The sequence below is a fragment of the Caballeronia sp. AZ10_KS36 genome (assembly GCF_023631105.1).
Lineage (GTDB): Bacteria > Pseudomonadota > Gammaproteobacteria > Burkholderiales > Burkholderiaceae > Caballeronia.
In genome coordinates this window covers 65,905-80,512 of sequence record NZ_JALQDQ010000008.1, presented here as the reverse complement: position 1 = coordinate 80,512, position 14,608 = coordinate 65,905, and the positions used below count along the sequence as shown (strand labels likewise).

14 protein-coding genes and 2 tRNA genes are annotated in these 14,608 nt (G+C 63.6%); 9 read left to right on the top strand and 7 right to left on the bottom strand.

Going from position 1 to position 14,608, the window contains the following annotated elements:
- The first annotated feature begins 113 nt into the window (after positions 1-113).
- Positions 114-725 (top strand): chorismate mutase, encoded by a 612-nt coding sequence (locus NCR35_RS04965; RefSeq protein WP_250533393.1) that lies wholly within the window; start codon positions 114-116, stop codon positions 723-725.
- Positions 726-727: 2 nt separating this feature from the next.
- On the opposite strand, the gene NCR35_RS04960 is transcribed toward NCR35_RS04965, so the two are convergent.
- A complete protein-coding gene (locus NCR35_RS04960; protein ID WP_250533430.1) occupies positions 728-1,876 on the bottom strand; it encodes an exonuclease domain-containing protein in 1,149 nt (382 codons plus the stop codon).
- 659 nt (positions 1,877-2,535) lie between these two features.
- Here NCR35_RS04960 and NCR35_RS04955 point away from each other — a divergent pair.
- Together NCR35_RS04955 and NCR35_RS04950 are read left to right on the top strand one after the other, a co-directional pair.
- Positions 2,536-2,775 carry a hypothetical protein gene (locus NCR35_RS04955; protein WP_250533432.1) on the top strand — a complete coding sequence of 80 codons (240 nt, stop codon included), beginning with the start codon at positions 2,536-2,538 and terminating at the stop codon, positions 2,773-2,775.
- Positions 2,776-3,303: 528 nt separating this feature from the next.
- Positions 3,304-4,455 carry a porin gene (locus tag NCR35_RS04950; protein WP_250533390.1) on the top strand — a complete coding sequence of 384 codons (1,152 nt, stop codon included), beginning with the start codon at positions 3,304-3,306 and terminating at the stop codon, positions 4,453-4,455.
- 81 nt (positions 4,456-4,536) lie between these two features.
- Here NCR35_RS04950 and greB read toward each other — a convergent pair whose 3' ends face one another.
- Entirely contained in the window at positions 4,537-5,088 is a 552-nt protein-coding gene (gene greB / locus NCR35_RS04945) for a transcription elongation factor GreB (protein ID WP_175939758.1), read from the bottom strand.
- A 154-nt stretch (positions 5,089-5,242) separates the two neighbouring features.
- On the opposite strand from greB, the gene NCR35_RS04940 reads away from it, so the two are divergent.
- Both NCR35_RS04940 and NCR35_RS04935 read left to right on the top strand, forming a co-directional pair.
- Positions 5,243-5,319 (top strand) — tRNA-Arg (locus NCR35_RS04940).
- A gap of 99 nt (positions 5,320-5,418) precedes the next feature.
- Positions 5,419-5,495: transfer RNA gene (locus NCR35_RS04935), tRNA-Arg, on the top strand.
- A 66-nt stretch (positions 5,496-5,561) separates the two neighbouring features.
- Here the strand turns inward: NCR35_RS04935 and NCR35_RS04930 are convergent.
- From NCR35_RS04930 to NCR35_RS04910, 5 genes are all read right to left on the bottom strand, one after another.
- Positions 5,562-6,053 (bottom strand): phage protein NinX family protein, encoded by a 492-nt coding sequence (locus NCR35_RS04930; RefSeq protein WP_244848154.1) that lies wholly within the window; start codon positions 6,051-6,053, stop codon positions 5,562-5,564.
- Between the two features lie 63 nt (positions 6,054-6,116).
- Positions 6,117-8,513, bottom strand: coding sequence for a RelA/SpoT family protein (locus NCR35_RS04925; RefSeq protein ID WP_250533388.1), 2,397 nt, complete (start codon positions 8,511-8,513; stop codon positions 6,117-6,119).
- A 105-nt stretch (positions 8,514-8,618) separates the two neighbouring features.
- Positions 8,619-8,822 (bottom strand): DNA-directed RNA polymerase subunit omega, encoded by a 204-nt coding sequence (rpoZ, locus tag NCR35_RS04920; RefSeq protein ID WP_006025620.1) that lies wholly within the window; start codon positions 8,820-8,822, stop codon positions 8,619-8,621.
- Positions 8,823-8,891: 69 nt separating this feature from the next.
- Complete coding sequence (gene gmk / locus NCR35_RS04915; RefSeq protein ID WP_175939755.1) at positions 8,892-9,566, bottom strand: guanylate kinase; 675 nt, start codon at positions 9,564-9,566, stop codon at positions 8,892-8,894.
- 9 nt (positions 9,567-9,575) lie between these two features.
- Positions 9,576-10,505 carry a YicC/YloC family endoribonuclease gene (locus tag NCR35_RS04910; protein ID WP_250533387.1) on the bottom strand — a complete coding sequence of 310 codons (930 nt, stop codon included), beginning with the start codon at positions 10,503-10,505 and terminating at the stop codon, positions 9,576-9,578.
- A gap of 267 nt (positions 10,506-10,772) precedes the next feature.
- Here NCR35_RS04910 and rph point away from each other — a divergent pair, with 267 nt between their 5' ends.
- The 4 genes from rph to NCR35_RS04890 are packed head-to-tail and all read left to right on the top strand — an operon-like array spanning position 10,773 to position 14,593.
- Positions 10,773-11,531 carry a ribonuclease PH gene (gene rph, locus NCR35_RS04905; protein WP_250533386.1) on the top strand — a complete coding sequence of 253 codons (759 nt, stop codon included), beginning with the start codon at positions 10,773-10,775 and terminating at the stop codon, positions 11,529-11,531.
- Positions 11,524-12,153 (top strand): RdgB/HAM1 family non-canonical purine NTP pyrophosphatase, encoded by a 630-nt coding sequence (gene rdgB / locus NCR35_RS04900; protein ID WP_250533384.1) that lies wholly within the window; start codon positions 11,524-11,526, stop codon positions 12,151-12,153. The genes rph and rdgB overlap by 8 nt, the downstream gene beginning before the upstream one ends.
- Positions 12,150-13,373 (top strand): radical SAM family heme chaperone HemW, encoded by a 1,224-nt coding sequence (gene hemW / locus NCR35_RS04895; RefSeq protein ID WP_250533383.1) that lies wholly within the window; start codon positions 12,150-12,152, stop codon positions 13,371-13,373. The genes rdgB and hemW overlap by 4 nt, the downstream gene beginning before the upstream one ends.
- Positions 13,370-14,593, top strand: coding sequence for an MFS transporter (locus NCR35_RS04890; protein WP_250533382.1), 1,224 nt, complete (start codon positions 13,370-13,372; stop codon positions 14,591-14,593). The genes hemW and NCR35_RS04890 overlap by 4 nt, the downstream gene beginning before the upstream one ends.
- The last annotated feature ends 15 nt before the right edge of the window (positions 14,594-14,608 follow it).

Genomic DNA, 14,608 nt, shown 5'->3' with positions numbered 1-14,608 from the left:
CCTCTCCTTCTGAAACGAGTCGGGCTGACGCCTGGCTTCGCTCGTCTGATCTCAGAGCCCGCACGACTGCGCGCCTGCGCTATGCTGGCGCTTTTGCGCGAACCGCCCAGACGATGCGCCACCGATCGGCCCCCGCTCTTCTCTCTCTTCTTCCTCGCCTGACCGTCGCCTGCACGCTGCTGCTCGCGGCCGTCGCGCCCGCGCAAGCAGATGGCGACGACACGGCGTTCACCAACCTCATCGCGCTCGTTTCGCAACGCTTGGCACTCGCGGAACCGGTCGCCCGCTACAAGTGGGCGCGCCACGAGCCGATCACCGACGCGCCGCGTGAAGCCGCGCTGCTCCGGCACGTGGACGAAAGAGCGCGCGCCGCGGACATCGATCCCGACTTCGCGCAACAGTTCTTCCGCGATCAGATCGACGCGAGCAAGGACGTGCAGAACGCGCTCTTCGCGAACTGGCGCGCGCTGAAGGCCGCGCCCGAAGGTTCGCCGCCCGATCTCGCCACCGACACGCGTCCGAAGCTGGATCGCCTGACCAGCGCGCTGTTGACCGCCCTTTCCCGTATCGAGCCGATGCGCCACGCCGATGACTGTCCGCTGCGCCTCGCCGACAGCCTCGCGCGCTGGAAGCACGTCACGCGCTATGACTCGTCGATGAACGCGCCGCTCGGGCGTGCGTTGTCGCACGTGTGCGCGGCCGGGGGCGTCGGCGCGGTCGGCTGACGTTACGAAGTCGCGCTCGCCAGCACGTCCTGCCGCAACGGCACGAATGCGAGACCGCGAGCAAGACGTTCGCCGAGAATGCGGTAGATGGCCAAGTCGAAGCGCGCAGGCTCCGCCTTCCCGCGCAATTCGCCCGCTTGCTCGAGCGACTCAGCGGTGCCGAAGTACTGCCAGTTGTCGATCACATGCCATGCGCGTTGCCCGCTTGCCGCGTCGCGTTCCTCGATTGCGACGGCGCCTGCGTGCGGCCACGGCATGCCGCGCGCATCGCCAGAACGCGACTTCGGCGCGCGATTGAGCGAAGGACGCAGCGTCGCGATCATTTGCGCTTCGGCAAGCATCGCGCCGATTTCGCCGCCCGTCGCCTTCCATTCCACGCGCCGCACGAGCGCGGCCAGGCGCAAATCTTTTGCAGGTCGGCGCGGCCCGGTCAAATGCGAACGCACGCGCTGGCGCAGCCGCACGCTGCGGCCGACATAGAGCGGTGCGTCGTCGTCGCCGAAGAACACGTACGCGCCGCAGCCGGCCGGAATGCGCTCGATCGTGTCTTCGTCGATCTGCGCCGCGAGCCGGAACCGGCGCGTCACGCGGCCCACGTGCTCCGCAACCGTCTCCGGCGCGTGCGCCCGATGCAGATGCTGCCAGAACTGCCAGAGAAGATCTGCATCGGCGAGCGCGCGATGCCGGGCGGCAGGCACGAGCGCGTGACGTTCGACGAGCGCATCCAGACCGTGCCGCGTTTCGGCCGGATACACCGCCCGCGACAGTTGGACCGTGCACAGCACGTCCGGCACGAAGCGCATGCCGATGCGCCTGAACTCGCCCTTCAGAAAACTGTGGTCGAAGTGCGCGTTGTGCGCGACGAAGAGCCGCCCGTCCATCCGGTCGAGCAGGCCGGCCGCGAGTTCGGCGAATGTCGGCGCGTCGCGCACCATCGCGTCGTCGATGCCGGTCAGCTGCTGAACGAAAGCGGGAATCGGCCGCTCAGGATTCACGAGCGAGGTCCACTGCGACACGCCTTGCGGCCCGGCCTCGACGATTCCGATTTCAGTAATGCGATCGACGCCGAACGTGCCCCCTGTGGTTTCGAGGTCGACGAAAACCAGAGGGGTGGAAGGCAGGGTGAGCGCGGGAGGGAAATGAGGGTGCATCGTGATCTGAGACAATGCGGCGGCTTCGGCCGTGCAGCGGAGGTTTCTGAATTGCCCATTCTAACGCACCGGTATCTCGCAGGCATCGGCGGAAAGTTCGGAGAAAGCGGGTGTGGGCGGCATTCCATCGGATATCTTTAGGGCATCGGCGTAAGTATTTTCACCGATTTACCGGCGCATTATGCAGTCGCAGGGGCGACCATAACGCATAAGCCTTTTGTGCGCTTCCGCTCATATTTACCGCTTTGCAATCTCGTATAAGACTCGAGTGAGCAGACCCTTCAGCGAATATTTTTCGGAAATTTGGCGTGGTAGGGCTCGCCGGGCGTCCATCGCGGGACGCAGCCTTCCCGACAAGGTTGCTGCGCCGAGCCTCTCGGGTTGCGCAGCCCCCGCGAGGCCGCGCGCGACGCGCTATGGCAGATTATCTCCCATGGGTCCGTATTCATAACGCGTATTCAATCAGCCTCAGTTGGATCACCCGCAGCTTTACTTCCCATATAACGCGCAATGCAAAAGGAGCGATGCTCCCGACTGATTATCTCGCACGGTCTTCAAGTGCCATTGCGCAAGATTAAGTGTTAACTCGCCTTGCCTGATTCTCCGCCCGAGAGGATCATTGGGATTAGAACGCTGCGTAATGAACGGGAGGATCGACGATGAATTACTTGACGCACTTTGCGCAATGGCTGAAATCACGCGTCGGTCCGTCGTTTTCACCGAGCACGCCGTCGATATCGCCACTTCCATTTGCACCGGCATGGCATGGCGACCACTGGCAAAACCTGCTTGCATCGCCGATGGACGCCCGCCGCTATGTCATGGAGGACTGGGCGACGCCGCTCGACGACGACCTGGTGCCGGACTCGGACGAAGCCGTCGGCTTGCAGACGCTTTGATCCGCCGCGACGTACAGAAATCGGCAAAAAAAGCGCGACCCAAAGGCCGCGCTGACAAAGTTTGGAGATCTTTTCCGTCAACGAAAAAGTCTGCTTCGGAAAGCAGAAATGACAGTATAGCCACGGCCATCGCAATAATTACCCTCAGGCGCAGCAATCTTCTGTTGCCGATTCCTCAACAATCGGTTTTCTTAGAGTTTTCCGATTGCCTAAGCGTGCGAATCGTGTCGCACATCTGCAACGCGGATTGGTTGACACTTAATCGCGCGACACTTTATTCAACGATAAAGCATTGAAAGTAAAGGCGAAAAACGCCTCTTTCGATCATTGCTAATCGGAGAATGATTTATTGCGCGAACTGGAACGTCCCGTCTGTAACACCGTCTTTACACTTCGTCTGGTCCGGAAACAAATGTGTCGCCCCTGGCGGCACGTTGCTCCTCCGACCGCGCCTCTCGCAGCCGGTCGCAGCGAGGTTTCCTCAAAGCCTGGGTTCCTTAGGCCCAATCTGCTCTCGGAGTTACAAAGATGAAAAAGACTCTCATGGTCGCAGCCCTCACGGGCGTCTTCGCTACCGCAGCTCACGCGCAAAGCAGCGTCACGCTCTACGGCCTGATCGATGCGGGCATCACCTACACGAACAATCAGAACGGCCACAGCAACTGGAAGGCGACGAGCGGCGCGGTCAACGGCAGCCGTTGGGGCCTGCGTGGTTCGGAAGACCTGGGCGGCGGCCTGAAGGCGATCTTCACGTTGGAGAACGGCTTCAACATCATGAACGGCACGAACGGCCAAGGTGGTCGTGAGTTCGGCCGTCAGGCATATGTCGGTCTGTCGAGCACCCAGTTCGGCGCCGTTACCCTCGGTCGTCAATATGACTCCGTGGTCGACTTCCTCGGGCCTCTGGCTCTGACGGGCACGCAATACGGCGGCACGCAGTTCGCCCACCCGTTCGATAACGACAACCTGACCAACACGTTCCGCGTCGACAACTCGGTCAAGTACACGAGCGCGAACTACGCTGGTCTGAAGTTCGGCGCGATGTACGGTTTCTCGAACCAGGCTGGCGGTTTCGCGAACAACCGTGCGTATAGCGCGGGCGTGTCGTACAACTACGGTCCGTTGAACGTGGCGGGTGCGTACTTCCAGACGAACAACAGCGCGCCGCTCAATGCAGCGGGCGCGGCAATCGCGGGCGGCGCGGTCACGGCTGACCAGGCTCCGTTCTCGGCAGGCCGTCAGCGCATCTTCGGTGGTGGCCTGAACTACGCGTTCGGTCCTGCGACGGTCGGCTTCGTCTTCACGCAAACCATGCTCGACAGCGGCGTCGGTCTGACGAACGTCGGCTCGCAAGGTCTCGGCAACATCGCGCTGGGCAACAGCGTGCGCTTCCAGAACTACGAAGTGAACGGCCGCTACAACCTGACGCCGGCTCTGTCGCTGGCAGCGAACTACACGTTCACCGATGCGCGCATCGAAGGCGTGAAGCCGAAGTTCCACCAGGTCGACCTGCAAACGGCATACGCGCTGTCGAAGCGTACCGACGTGTACCTGCAGGGCGAGTACCAGCACGTGACGAACACGGACGGCACGAACATCGGCGCGACGATCAACGGCGTTGGCATTTCGTCGACGTCGAACCAAGTCTCGGCAACGGTTGGCGTTCGTCACCGCTTCTAAGCCTCGGCTGCAGTTCTGCTTGTCAAAAAGCCGCTCTTCGGAGCGGCTTTTTTTTCGTCCGTTCGTCGCGTGACGCGCGAACTAGCGCGGATATCGCACATCAAGAATATCGATCTGCTGCACGCCCGCCGGCGTGTGCAGCGGCACCGTATCGCCGATTCGCGCCTTCAAAAGCGCCCGCGCGACCGGCGAGATCCAGCTCACGTGCCCGCGATCCAGATCGACCTCGTCGACGCCGACGATCGTCACCGTATGCACGATGCCGTCGTCGCCCGCGTAGTCCACCGTCGCGCCGAAAAAGACCTGATCGACGTTCTCCTGCTTGCGCGCATCCACGACCTCCGCGAGATCGAGGCGCTTCGTCAGAAAGCGGATGCGCCGGTCGATCTCCCGCAGGCGCCGCTTGCCGTAGATATAGTCTCCATTCTCCGAGCGATCACCGTTCGACGCCGCCCACGACACGAGCTTGACCACTTCGGGGCGCTCGTTGTCGAGCAGTTGCAGCAACTCGTCACGCAGCCGCTGATGGCCCGCAGGCGTGATGTAGTTTTTCGCGCCGGCCGGCACATCCGGCTGGGCCAGTTCGAGATCGTCGTCGCTCTCGTCGGATTCTTTGACAAATGCCTTGTTCATGATGCAAACCGATTCCAGAATTCCGCGCATCGCGCGCTGAGTGTGTAGAGGCGTGTAATCGTCAACTTACCACGGCGCTAGCCGGTCTCAGCCACTTTTCGGTCAACGCCTCTTCCTTTTTCAAACAGGCTTGGCTATAATTCCGCTTCTGCGTGCGGCTGTAGCTCAGTTGGATAGAGTACTTGGCTACGAACCAAGGGGTCGTGGGTTCGAATCCTGCCAGCCGCGCCACTTTTTCCGGTGTTTGGCTTCAAAGCCGAACACCAGCGCTTAACCAAAAGCGCGTTGAAGTCACAAGTAGTAGTACCGTTTAGTAGCACCGTTTTGCGTGCGGCTGTAGCTCAGTTGGATAGAGTACTTGGCTACGAACCAAGGGGTCGTGGGTTCGAATCCTGCCAGCCGCGCCACTTTCGAAGGGCCTTCCATCCGGAAGGCCCTTTTTGTTTTGGCCGCGCTTATCGCTACGCTTATGGTCAGGGACGCGGCGGCGACTTGATATCGCCGATGCGCGCGTTGGGCGCCGGCACATCCTCGGCCGAGATGAACGCCGTCGGCTCGCTGATCGCTTCCGCGCGCGTGCCGAGCAAGGTTTGCGGGTGCCGCAAGTAGACATCCTCGACGGTATCGCCGAACGAATGCCGCACGAACGCGCGCAAGAGCGCCACGCGTAGCGACGGCCCCCGCGCGCGCACCGGCTCGCCGTCCTTGCCGAACGTCGCGGTGCATTCCACTTCGCCGCGTCCCACGTCGCTCATTTCCAGCCGGCAGGCGCGCTCCAGCACGACAGAGGCGGCCTCCCACGACGTCGACGGCAGAAACCGCCCGTCCCACGCCTTGCCGCGGTCGTTGCCGCGGATCGAAAGCGTCGTGCCGCTGTCGGTGAAGTGGATTTCCCTGATGAAGTCATGAAGGCCGCGCGCCACCCAGTAATCGAGCGTGGGGCCTTCGAGGTCGGATGTATTCATATCGGCGCTCTCCATGCTTTCGGTCGACTGACGACCGCATGCACGCCGCGTTCCCGCGCCGGATCAGTAGTCGGCGCGTTCCCGGTCGATGCGCATGCCGCCGTCCTGATTGCGATGATGCGGCTCGTCGCTCGGACGCTCGCGCGCAATGCGCATCACGTCCAGATTCGTGCGCACCCGACGCATCACATTCGCGAGATGCACGCGATCGCTCACCTGAATGACGAAGCGCAGCAGCTTCGCTTCCTGAGAGACGTCCTCGTCCATCGCGATGTGAACGATGTTCGCGTCCGCCGACGTGATATCCGCCGCCACGCGCGCGAACACGCCCTTCGTGTTCTTCACGAGCACCTTCACGGCGACATCGAAGAGACGCCCCGGCTGCGGCGCCCATGCCACGTCGATCCAGCGTCCCGGATCGCGTCGGTGGATGCGCTGCGCGACGCGGCATTCCGTCGTGTGGATCGCCATGCCGAGCCCGATGCCGATATAGCCCATGATGTCGTCGCCGGGAATCGGGCGGCAGCACGGCGACAATTGCACCGACATGCCTTCCGTCCCGGTGATGACCACGGGCGGCGCGGTATTGGTGTTATGGTGCTCGCGATGCGGGTGATCCTCGTCGTCGGCGATGCCGTTCATCAGCACTTCGATGCGCTTGGCCATGACCGCCGCCACGCGCCGGCCGAGGCCGATATCCGCGAAGATTTCCTGACGCGTCTTGTTGCCGGTCCACTGCACGAGCTTTTCCCACACTTCCGGCGTCACGTCCGACAGCGCGAGTCCGTAGCCCTTGAGACTTTGATCGACGAGGCGCTCGCCCAGCTGCACGGATTCGTTCAGGCGCATCGTCTTCAGATAGTGACGGATGGCCGAGCGCGCCTTGCCGGTGCGCACGAAGCCGAGCCACGCGGGATTCGGCTTCGAATACGGCGCCGTGATCACTTCGACGATATCGCCGCTCTTCAACTCCGTGCGCAGCGGCAGCAGTTCGTTGTTGATCTTGACCGCGACGCACTGATTGCCGAGGTCGCTGTGAATCGAATACGCGAAGTCGAGCGCCGTCGCGCCACGCGGCAGCGGCATGATCTTGGACTTCGGCGTGAATACATAGACCGCGTCCGGGAACAGGTCGATCTTGACGTGTTCGAGAAATTCGCTGGAATCGCCCGCCTCGCTCTGGATGTCGAGCAGCGACTTGAGCCATTGATGCGCGCGCTTCTGCACGTCGTTCAGATCGGCGCCGCCGTTCTTGTAGAGCCAATGCGCCGCGACGCCTGCCTCGGCGATCTCGTGCATCTTGCGCGTGCGAATCTGGAACTCGATCGGCGCGCCGAACGGCCCGACGAGCGTGGTGTGCAACGACTGATAGCCGTTCACCTTCGGAATCGCGATGTAATCCTTGAACTTGCCCGGCACGGGCTTGTAGAGCGCATGCAGCGCGCCGATGCACGTGTAGCACTCCAGCGCGCTTTCCACGACCACGCGAAAGCCGTACACATCCAGCACTTGCGAGAACGACAACTGCTTGTCCCGCATCTTCTTGTAGATGCTGTAGATGGTCTTTTCGCGGCCGGTGACTTCGGCGCTGATCTTCGCGTCGGCGATCGTGCGCTGCACCGCTTCGAGAATCTTGCCGACCACTTCGCGCCGGTTGCCGCGCGCCGCCTTCACCGCTTTTTCGAGCGTGGCGTAGCGGTTCGGGTTGAAGTTCGCGAAGCTCAGGTCCTGCAACTCGCGATACGTGTTGTTGAGGCCGAGCCGATGCGCGATCGGCGCGTAGATATCCAGCGTCTCGCGCGCGACGCGCCGGCGCTTCTCCGGCGGCACCGCGCCCAGCGTGCGCATGTTGTGCAGCCGGTCGGCGAGCTTCACCAGAATGACGCGCACGTCGCGCGCCATCGCGAGCAGCATCTTGCGGAAGTTTTCCGCCTGCGCTTCCTCGCGGTTGCGGAATTCCATCTTGTCCAGCTTCGACAAGCCGTCGACCAGTTCCGCGACTTTCGCGCCGAATCGCTCGGCGATTTCCGTCTTGGTCACGCCCTGATCTTCGATCACGTCGTGCAGGAGCGCGGCCATGATGGACTGCGCGTCCAGCTTCCAGCCCGCGCAGATTTCCGCGACCGCGACCGGATGCGTGATGTACGGCTCGCCGCTCTGGCGATATTGCCCGAGATGCGCTTCGTCGCTGAAATGGAAAGCCGACTTGACTTCCTTGATCTCGTCGGCGGAGATGTAGCTTGCCAGCGCGTTCGTCAGATTCGCGATGGAAACGACGTCGTGCTTGCGCGGCTGCTCCGGCGTGGCGGTCGGCCCGAACAGATGGCGAAACGACTGTTCGAGAACCGCGTCGATGTATTTGCGCGCCGCGTGCGGCTTGTCGGCATCGAGAAGCGAATCCTGATCGATCTCGACGTCCGGTTCCACTGAAGCGGAGACGGGCAGCGGTGTCTGACTCATGTTCGCCTCCGTGTTCGTCTGACGCGCCGCTTGTCCATCAGTTGCGCCGGGTTTGCAAAAAGTGAAACGGATGAAACGGGTAAAAGAGGTCGAAAGAACCGCCCGTCAGACGGGCACTTTCTTCAGCATTTCGACGCCCACCTGCCCCGCCGCGATTTCGCGCAGCGCGACGACGGTCGGCTTGTCGCGGCTTTCGATTTTCGGGGTGTGGCCTTGCGCGAGCTGACGCGCGCGATACGTTGCCGCGAGCGCGAGCTCGAAGCGGTTCGGAATTTGTTTCAGGCAGTCTTCGACAGTGATGCGGGCCATGTTTGTATCCTTCTCGATGTGGGTTTTATTCTACCTTATGTGACCGATACGACTCGGCCACCGCTCGCGTCATTGCGGGTGCGTGGGATGAATGCCGAGCTCGACGAAAAGCTGCGTGTGACGCGCGTATTGCGACGTGAAGCGCAGGCGCGTGGCGGCCACGAGACAGCGCAGTTCGTTGAGCGCGCGATCGAAGTTCTCGTTGATGACGACATACTCCGCTTCCGACGCATGCGCCATCTCGCTGCCCGCCGCAAGCAGCCGCCGCACGATCACGTTGGGCGCGTCCTGGCCGCGCTTCTTCAGGCGGTCTTCGAGCGCATCCAGCGAAGGCGGCAGAATGAAAATCTCGACCGCATTGCGAAAGCGCTTCTTGACCTGCTGTGCGCCCTGCCAATCGATTTCGAGCAGCACGTCGTGGCCCATCTTCATCTGGTCCTCGATCCACAGGCGCGAGGTCGCGTAGTAGTTGCCGTGCACTTCCGCGCTTTCCAGAAACTCGCCCTTGTCGTGCCGCTCCATGAATTCGTCGACGGACACGAAGTGATACTGCACGCCGTTGGTCTCGGCCGGGCGCGGGTCGCGCGTCGTGTAGGAAACCGACAGGCGGATGGCCGGGTCCTGCGCCAGCAGCGCGTTCACGAGCGTGGACTTGCCCGCTCCCGACGGCGCGACGACCATGAACAGGTTGCCGGGATAAATGCCCGTGTAGGTGCTATGCGAGCGGTGCGTGGTGTTCGGCATGATCGAGCGTTACTCCAGATTCTGTACTTGTTCGCGCATCTGTTCGATGAACAGCTTCAGCGTCATCGACGCATCCGCGAGTTCCTTGGCGGCCGCCTTCGAGCCGAGCGTGTTCGCTTCGCGATTGAGCTCCTGCATCATGAAGTCGAGCCGCTTGCCGACCTTGCCGCCCTTTTGCAGCACGTGGCGCGTTTCCGTGAGATGCGCGCTTAAGCGCTGCAACTCTTCCGCGATGTCGATGCGAATGCCGTACATCGTCACTTCCTGGCGGATGCGCTCGGCGATTTCATCGCGCGGCACGCTCGTCGTCGTGGCATTGTCCGACGTCGCGATGCCGAGCGCGTCCTGCAGGCGCTCGACGATCTTCTGCTGATGCTTCGCGATCAGTTCGGGCACGAGCGGCGTGATGCGCGCGACGATCGCTTCCATCTCCGTCACGTTGTTGATGAGCACGCTGGCGAGCGCCGCGCCTTCGCGCGCGCGCACTTCGATGAGATCCGCGATCGCCTGCTTGGCGCACGCAAGCACCGCTTCGCGCAGCGCGTCCTGCGAGACCGAGCTTTCCGCGAGCACGCCCGGCCAGCGCAGGATTTCGCCGGTGCGCATGCGTTCGGCATCCGGAAAGACGTCGAGCACCGCGCGCTCCAGCGTGGCGAGTTGCGTGAGCGCGTCGCGATTGAGCGCGCCGGCATTGGCCGTCTGCTCGACGCGATTCAGGTTGATGCGGATATCGACCTTGCCGCGCGAGAGCTTCGTCATCAGCATTTCGCGCATTTGCGGCTCGGTGGCGCGCACGTCTTCGGGCATGCGGAAGTTCAGGTCGAGAAAGCGCGAATTCACCGTGCGCAATTCCACCGAAACGCCGACGCCTGCGCCGCCCGCGCCGTCCGCTGCGACTTCGCGCGTCGCGCTGGCATAGCCTGTCATGCTGTAGATCATGGTACGTCTCGCGATGTGCGCCTTCGCTTGCCGAAGGCCGGTTCAACGAAACGCCCGGCGCGAATGAAGGTGCGCTGGGATTGGCACGCGTTTGGCCGCCGGGCGATGAACCCGCATTATCCCATTTTTGCCGCGCGCCCCGCCCGCTCCGGGCGCGCGCCGCGCATTCCGCAGCCGGCAACGCCGCCCGGTGATTGACGATAAAATCGCACCACCTGGCGCACCGAACATTCGAATCGCGCCCGACTCTTTCTTCCCTCGCTCACCATGACCGACTCTCCCCTGCTCAAGCCTTCCATCGCCCGTCCGAGCGGCCGCCGCGCGAGCCAGTTGCGCGACGTGCGCATCACACGGCATTACACGAAGCACGCGGAAGGATCGGTGCTCGTCGAGTTCGGCGATACGAAGGTGATCTGCACGGCGAGCATCGCCGAACGCGTGCCGGCGTTTCTTACCGGACGCGACCAAGGCTGGCTCACCGCCGAATACGGCATGCTGCCGCGCGCGACGCACACGCGCAGCGACCGCGAAGCCGCGCGCGGCAAGCAGACCGGCCGCACGCAGGAGATTCAACGTCTGATCGGCCGGGCGCTGCGCTCCGTGTTCGATCTGAACGTGCTCGGCCCGCGCACGCTGCATCTCGACTGCGACGTGATCCAGGCCGACGGCGGCACGCGCACCGCGAGCATCACGGGCGCGTTCGTCGCCGCGCACGATGCCGTGACGAAGCTGCTCGCGAGCGGACGCATCGCGCAATCGCCGGTGAAGGATTTCGTCGCGGCCATTTCGGTCGGCATCTTCGAAGGCTCGCCCGTGCTCGACCTCGACTACGAAGAAGACTCGCAGTGCGATACCGACATGAACGTCGTGATGACGGGCGCGGGCGGCTTCGTCGAAGTGCAGGGCACGGCCGAAGGCGCGCCGTTTTCGCGCGACGAGATGAACGCGCTGCTCGACCTCGCCGATAGCGGCATCAAGGCGCTGATCGCCAAGCAGAAGGCCGCGCTGGAGATCGAAGGTGTCTGATTCACATGGCATCGGGCATGGCATCGGCCGCGTCGTGCTCGCGTCGAATAACGCGGGCAAGCTGCGCGAGTTTGCGTCGCTTCTGAACGCCGCGGGCATCGAACTGATCGCGCAGGGCGAACTGGGCGTGCCGGAAGCCGAGGAGCCGCATCCGACATTCGTCGAGAACGCGCTGGCGAAGGCGCGTCACGCATCGGCATTGACCGGCCTGCCCGCCCTCGCCGACGATTCCGGCCTCTGCGTGCGTGCGCTGAACGGCGCGCCCGGCGTGCACTCGGCGCGCTACGCGATGAAGCACGGCGGCGAAAAGAGCGATGCCGCGAACAACGCGCGGCTCGTCGCCGACCTCGCGAACGAGGCTGACCGCCGCGCGTATTACTTCTGCGTGCTCGTGCTCGTGCGTCACGCCGACGATCCCGAGCCGCTCATCGCGGAAGGCCGCTGGCACGGCGAAGTGATCGACACGCCGCGCGGCGCCCACGGCTTCGGCTACGACCCGCACTTCTTCCTGCCGGCGTTCGGCGCGACCGCCGCCGAGCTGGAACCGGCGCGCAAGAACGCGGTGAGCCATCGCGCGCTTGCATTGCGCGATCTGCTGCAACGACTAAAGGAACTCGCGTGAGCAGCGGACCGAAGACGATCAACATCGTGCAGGCGTTCACGTCGCCCGGAAGCATCCGGCTGACGTCGCTGCCGCCGCTTTCGCTGTACGTGCATTTTCCGTGGTGCGTGCGCAAGTGCCCGTACTGCGACTTCAACTCGCACGAGTGGAAGGACGATACGTTCCCCGAAGAACGTTATCTCGATGCATTGCGCGCCGACCTCGAACGCGCGTTGCCGCTCGTCTGGGGACGGCACGTGCATACCATCTTCATCGGCGGGGGCACGCCGTCGCTGTTGTCGGCCAAAGGGCTCGACAGGCTGCTCTCGGACGCGCGCGCGCTCTTGCCCATCGACGCCGACGCCGAGATCACGCTCGAAGCGAATCCCGGCACATTCGAAGCGGCGAAGTTCGCGTCGTTCCGCGCGAGCGGCGTGAACCGGCTGTCGATCGGCATTCAGAGCTTCAACGAGGCGCATCTGAAGGCGCTCGGCCGCATCCATGACGCGACGCAGGCTCAGCGCGCCGTCGAGATCGCGGCAAAGCACTTCGACAACTTCAACCTCGACCTGATGTTCGCGCTGCCGCAGCAGTCGCTCGACGAATGCCGGCGCGATATCGAGACGGCGATTGCGTTCGCGCCGCCGCATCTGTCGCTGTATCACCTGACGATGGAGCCGAACACGCTCTTCGCCAAATATCCGCCCGCCCTGCCCGACGACGATGCCGCCGCCGACATGCAGGACTGGATTCACGAGCGCACGCGCGATGCCGGCTACGAGCGCTACGAAGTGTCGGCGTATGCGAAACCGCATCGGCAGAGCCGCCACAATCTGAATTACTGGCGCTTCGGCGATTACCTCGGCATCGGCGCGGGCGCGCACACGAAGCTGTCGTTTCCGTCGAAGATCGTGCGGCAGGCGCGCTTCAAGCATCCGGCGACTTACATGGATCACGCGCTGTCGCAAACCGAAAGCGCGATTCAGGAAGAGCGCCAAGTCGGCCCGCGCGATCTGCCGTTCGAGTTCATGCTGAACACGCTGCGGCTGGTCGAAGGCTTTCCGGTGCATGCGTTCGTCGAGCGCACCGGACTCGCACTCTCGGCGATCGAGCCGGCGCTCGTCGAAGCGGAGAAGCGCGGCCTCATCACGCGCGATTTCGAGCGCATCGCGCCGACCGAGCGCGGCCAACGCTTCCTCAACGATCTGCAAGAGCTTTTTCTGGACGATTCGGCACGATGAGCGCACCGACGATGGCGCCGGGCTCCGTCATGCGGCATCGCCCGTTCGCGCTCTTCTGGACGGCGCGCGTGATGTCTTCCGTCGCGTTTCAGATGATGTCCGTGGCAATCGGCTGGCAGGTCTATTCGATTACGCACAGCGCGTTCGCGCTCGGTCTCGTCGGCCTCGCGCAGTTCCTGCCGATGTTCGTGCTGACGCTCGTCGTCGGGCACGTCGCGGATCGCTATGACCGGCGCACGATTGCGTATATCTGTCAGACGGTCGAGAGCGTCGCGGCGCTCATGCTGTGTCTTTACGCATGGCGCGGCTGGAATCACGCCGGCCCGATCTACGCGATCGCCGCGATCACGGGCGCGGCGCGCGCGTTCGAATCGCCGTCGATGGCGGCGCTCCTGCCGAACCTCGTCGCGCGAAACCAGTTGCAGCACGCGAGCGCCTGGTCGACGTCCGCGAACCAGACGGCGCAAATTCTCGGCCCCGCGATGGGCGGCCTGCTCTACGGCCTGGGCGCGTCGACCGTGTACGGCGCGGTGTGCGTGGCGTTTCTCGTTGCCGCATTCGCGGTCGGCGCGATTAAAATCGAGAGCGCCGTGCGCGTGCGCGCGCCGTTGTCGTTCGAGGCGCTGTTTTCGGGCATCGGCTTCATTCGCAGCAAGCCGGTGATTCTCGGCGCGTTGTCGCTCGACCTGTTCGCCGTGCTGCTCGGCGGCGCGACGGCGCTGCTGCCGGTTTTCGCGCGCGACATTCTGCACACGGGGCCGTGGGGACTCGGCATTCTGCGCGCGGCGCCGGCCGTGGGCGCGCTCGCCGGGTCCATCTGGCTCGCGCATTTTCCGCTGCGACGGCGCGCGGGCACGGCGCTCTTCGCTGGCGTAATCGCGTTCGGCATTGCGACGATCGTCTTCGGGCTCTCGCGCAACGTTTATCTTTCGCTGATTGCGCTGGCGGCGCTGGGCGCATCCGATGTGATCAGCGTGGTCGTGCGCATGTCGCTCGTGCAGTTGCAGACGCCGGACGAGATGCGCGGTCGCGTCGGGGCGATCAACTCGCTCTTTATCGGCACGTCGAACCAGCTCGGCGAATTCGAATCGGGCATGACGGCGGGCCTGTTCGGCGCGGTGCCGGCGGTGCTGATCGGCGGATTCGGGACGATCATCGTCGCGCTTTTGTGGATGCGGCTTTTTCCCGCGCTTAGGGCGACGCGTACGCTCGAAGGCTGAGGTCCTCGACGCCGA

What these genes read in the sequence shown, in the direction of transcription:
- greB (WP_175939758.1), bottom strand. Translation starts at nt 5,088, where the DNA reads ATGAACAAGGCATTTGTCAAAGAATCCGACGAGAGCGACGACGATCTC.
- rpoZ (WP_006025620.1), bottom strand. Translation starts at nt 8,822, where the DNA reads ATGGCCCGCATCACTGTCGAAGACTGCCTGAAACAAATTCCGAACCGC.
- NCR35_RS04965 (WP_250533393.1), top strand. Translation starts at nt 114, where the DNA reads ATGCGCCACCGATCGGCCCCCGCTCTTCTCTCTCTTCTTCCTCGCCTG.
- NCR35_RS04890 (WP_250533382.1), top strand. Translation starts at nt 13,370, where the DNA reads ATGAGCGCACCGACGATGGCGCCGGGCTCCGTCATGCGGCATCGCCCG.
- NCR35_RS04910 (WP_250533387.1), bottom strand. Translation starts at nt 10,505, where the DNA reads ATGATCTACAGCATGACAGGCTATGCCAGCGCGACGCGCGAAGTCGCA.
- rph (WP_250533386.1), top strand. Translation starts at nt 10,773, where the DNA reads ATGACCGACTCTCCCCTGCTCAAGCCTTCCATCGCCCGTCCGAGCGGC.
- NCR35_RS04950 (WP_250533390.1), top strand. Translation starts at nt 3,304, where the DNA reads ATGAAAAAGACTCTCATGGTCGCAGCCCTCACGGGCGTCTTCGCTACC.
- NCR35_RS04925 (WP_250533388.1), bottom strand. Translation starts at nt 8,513, where the DNA reads ATGAGTCAGACACCGCTGCCCGTCTCCGCTTCAGTGGAACCGGACGTC.
- gmk (WP_175939755.1), bottom strand. Translation starts at nt 9,566, where the DNA reads ATGCCGAACACCACGCACCGCTCGCATAGCACCTACACGGGCATTTAT.
- NCR35_RS04955 (WP_250533432.1), top strand. Translation starts at nt 2,536, where the DNA reads ATGAATTACTTGACGCACTTTGCGCAATGGCTGAAATCACGCGTCGGT.
- NCR35_RS04930 (WP_244848154.1), bottom strand. Translation starts at nt 6,053, where the DNA reads ATGAATACATCCGACCTCGAAGGCCCCACGCTCGATTACTGGGTGGCG.
- NCR35_RS04960 (WP_250533430.1), bottom strand. Translation starts at nt 1,876, where the DNA reads ATGCACCCTCATTTCCCTCCCGCGCTCACCCTGCCTTCCACCCCTCTG.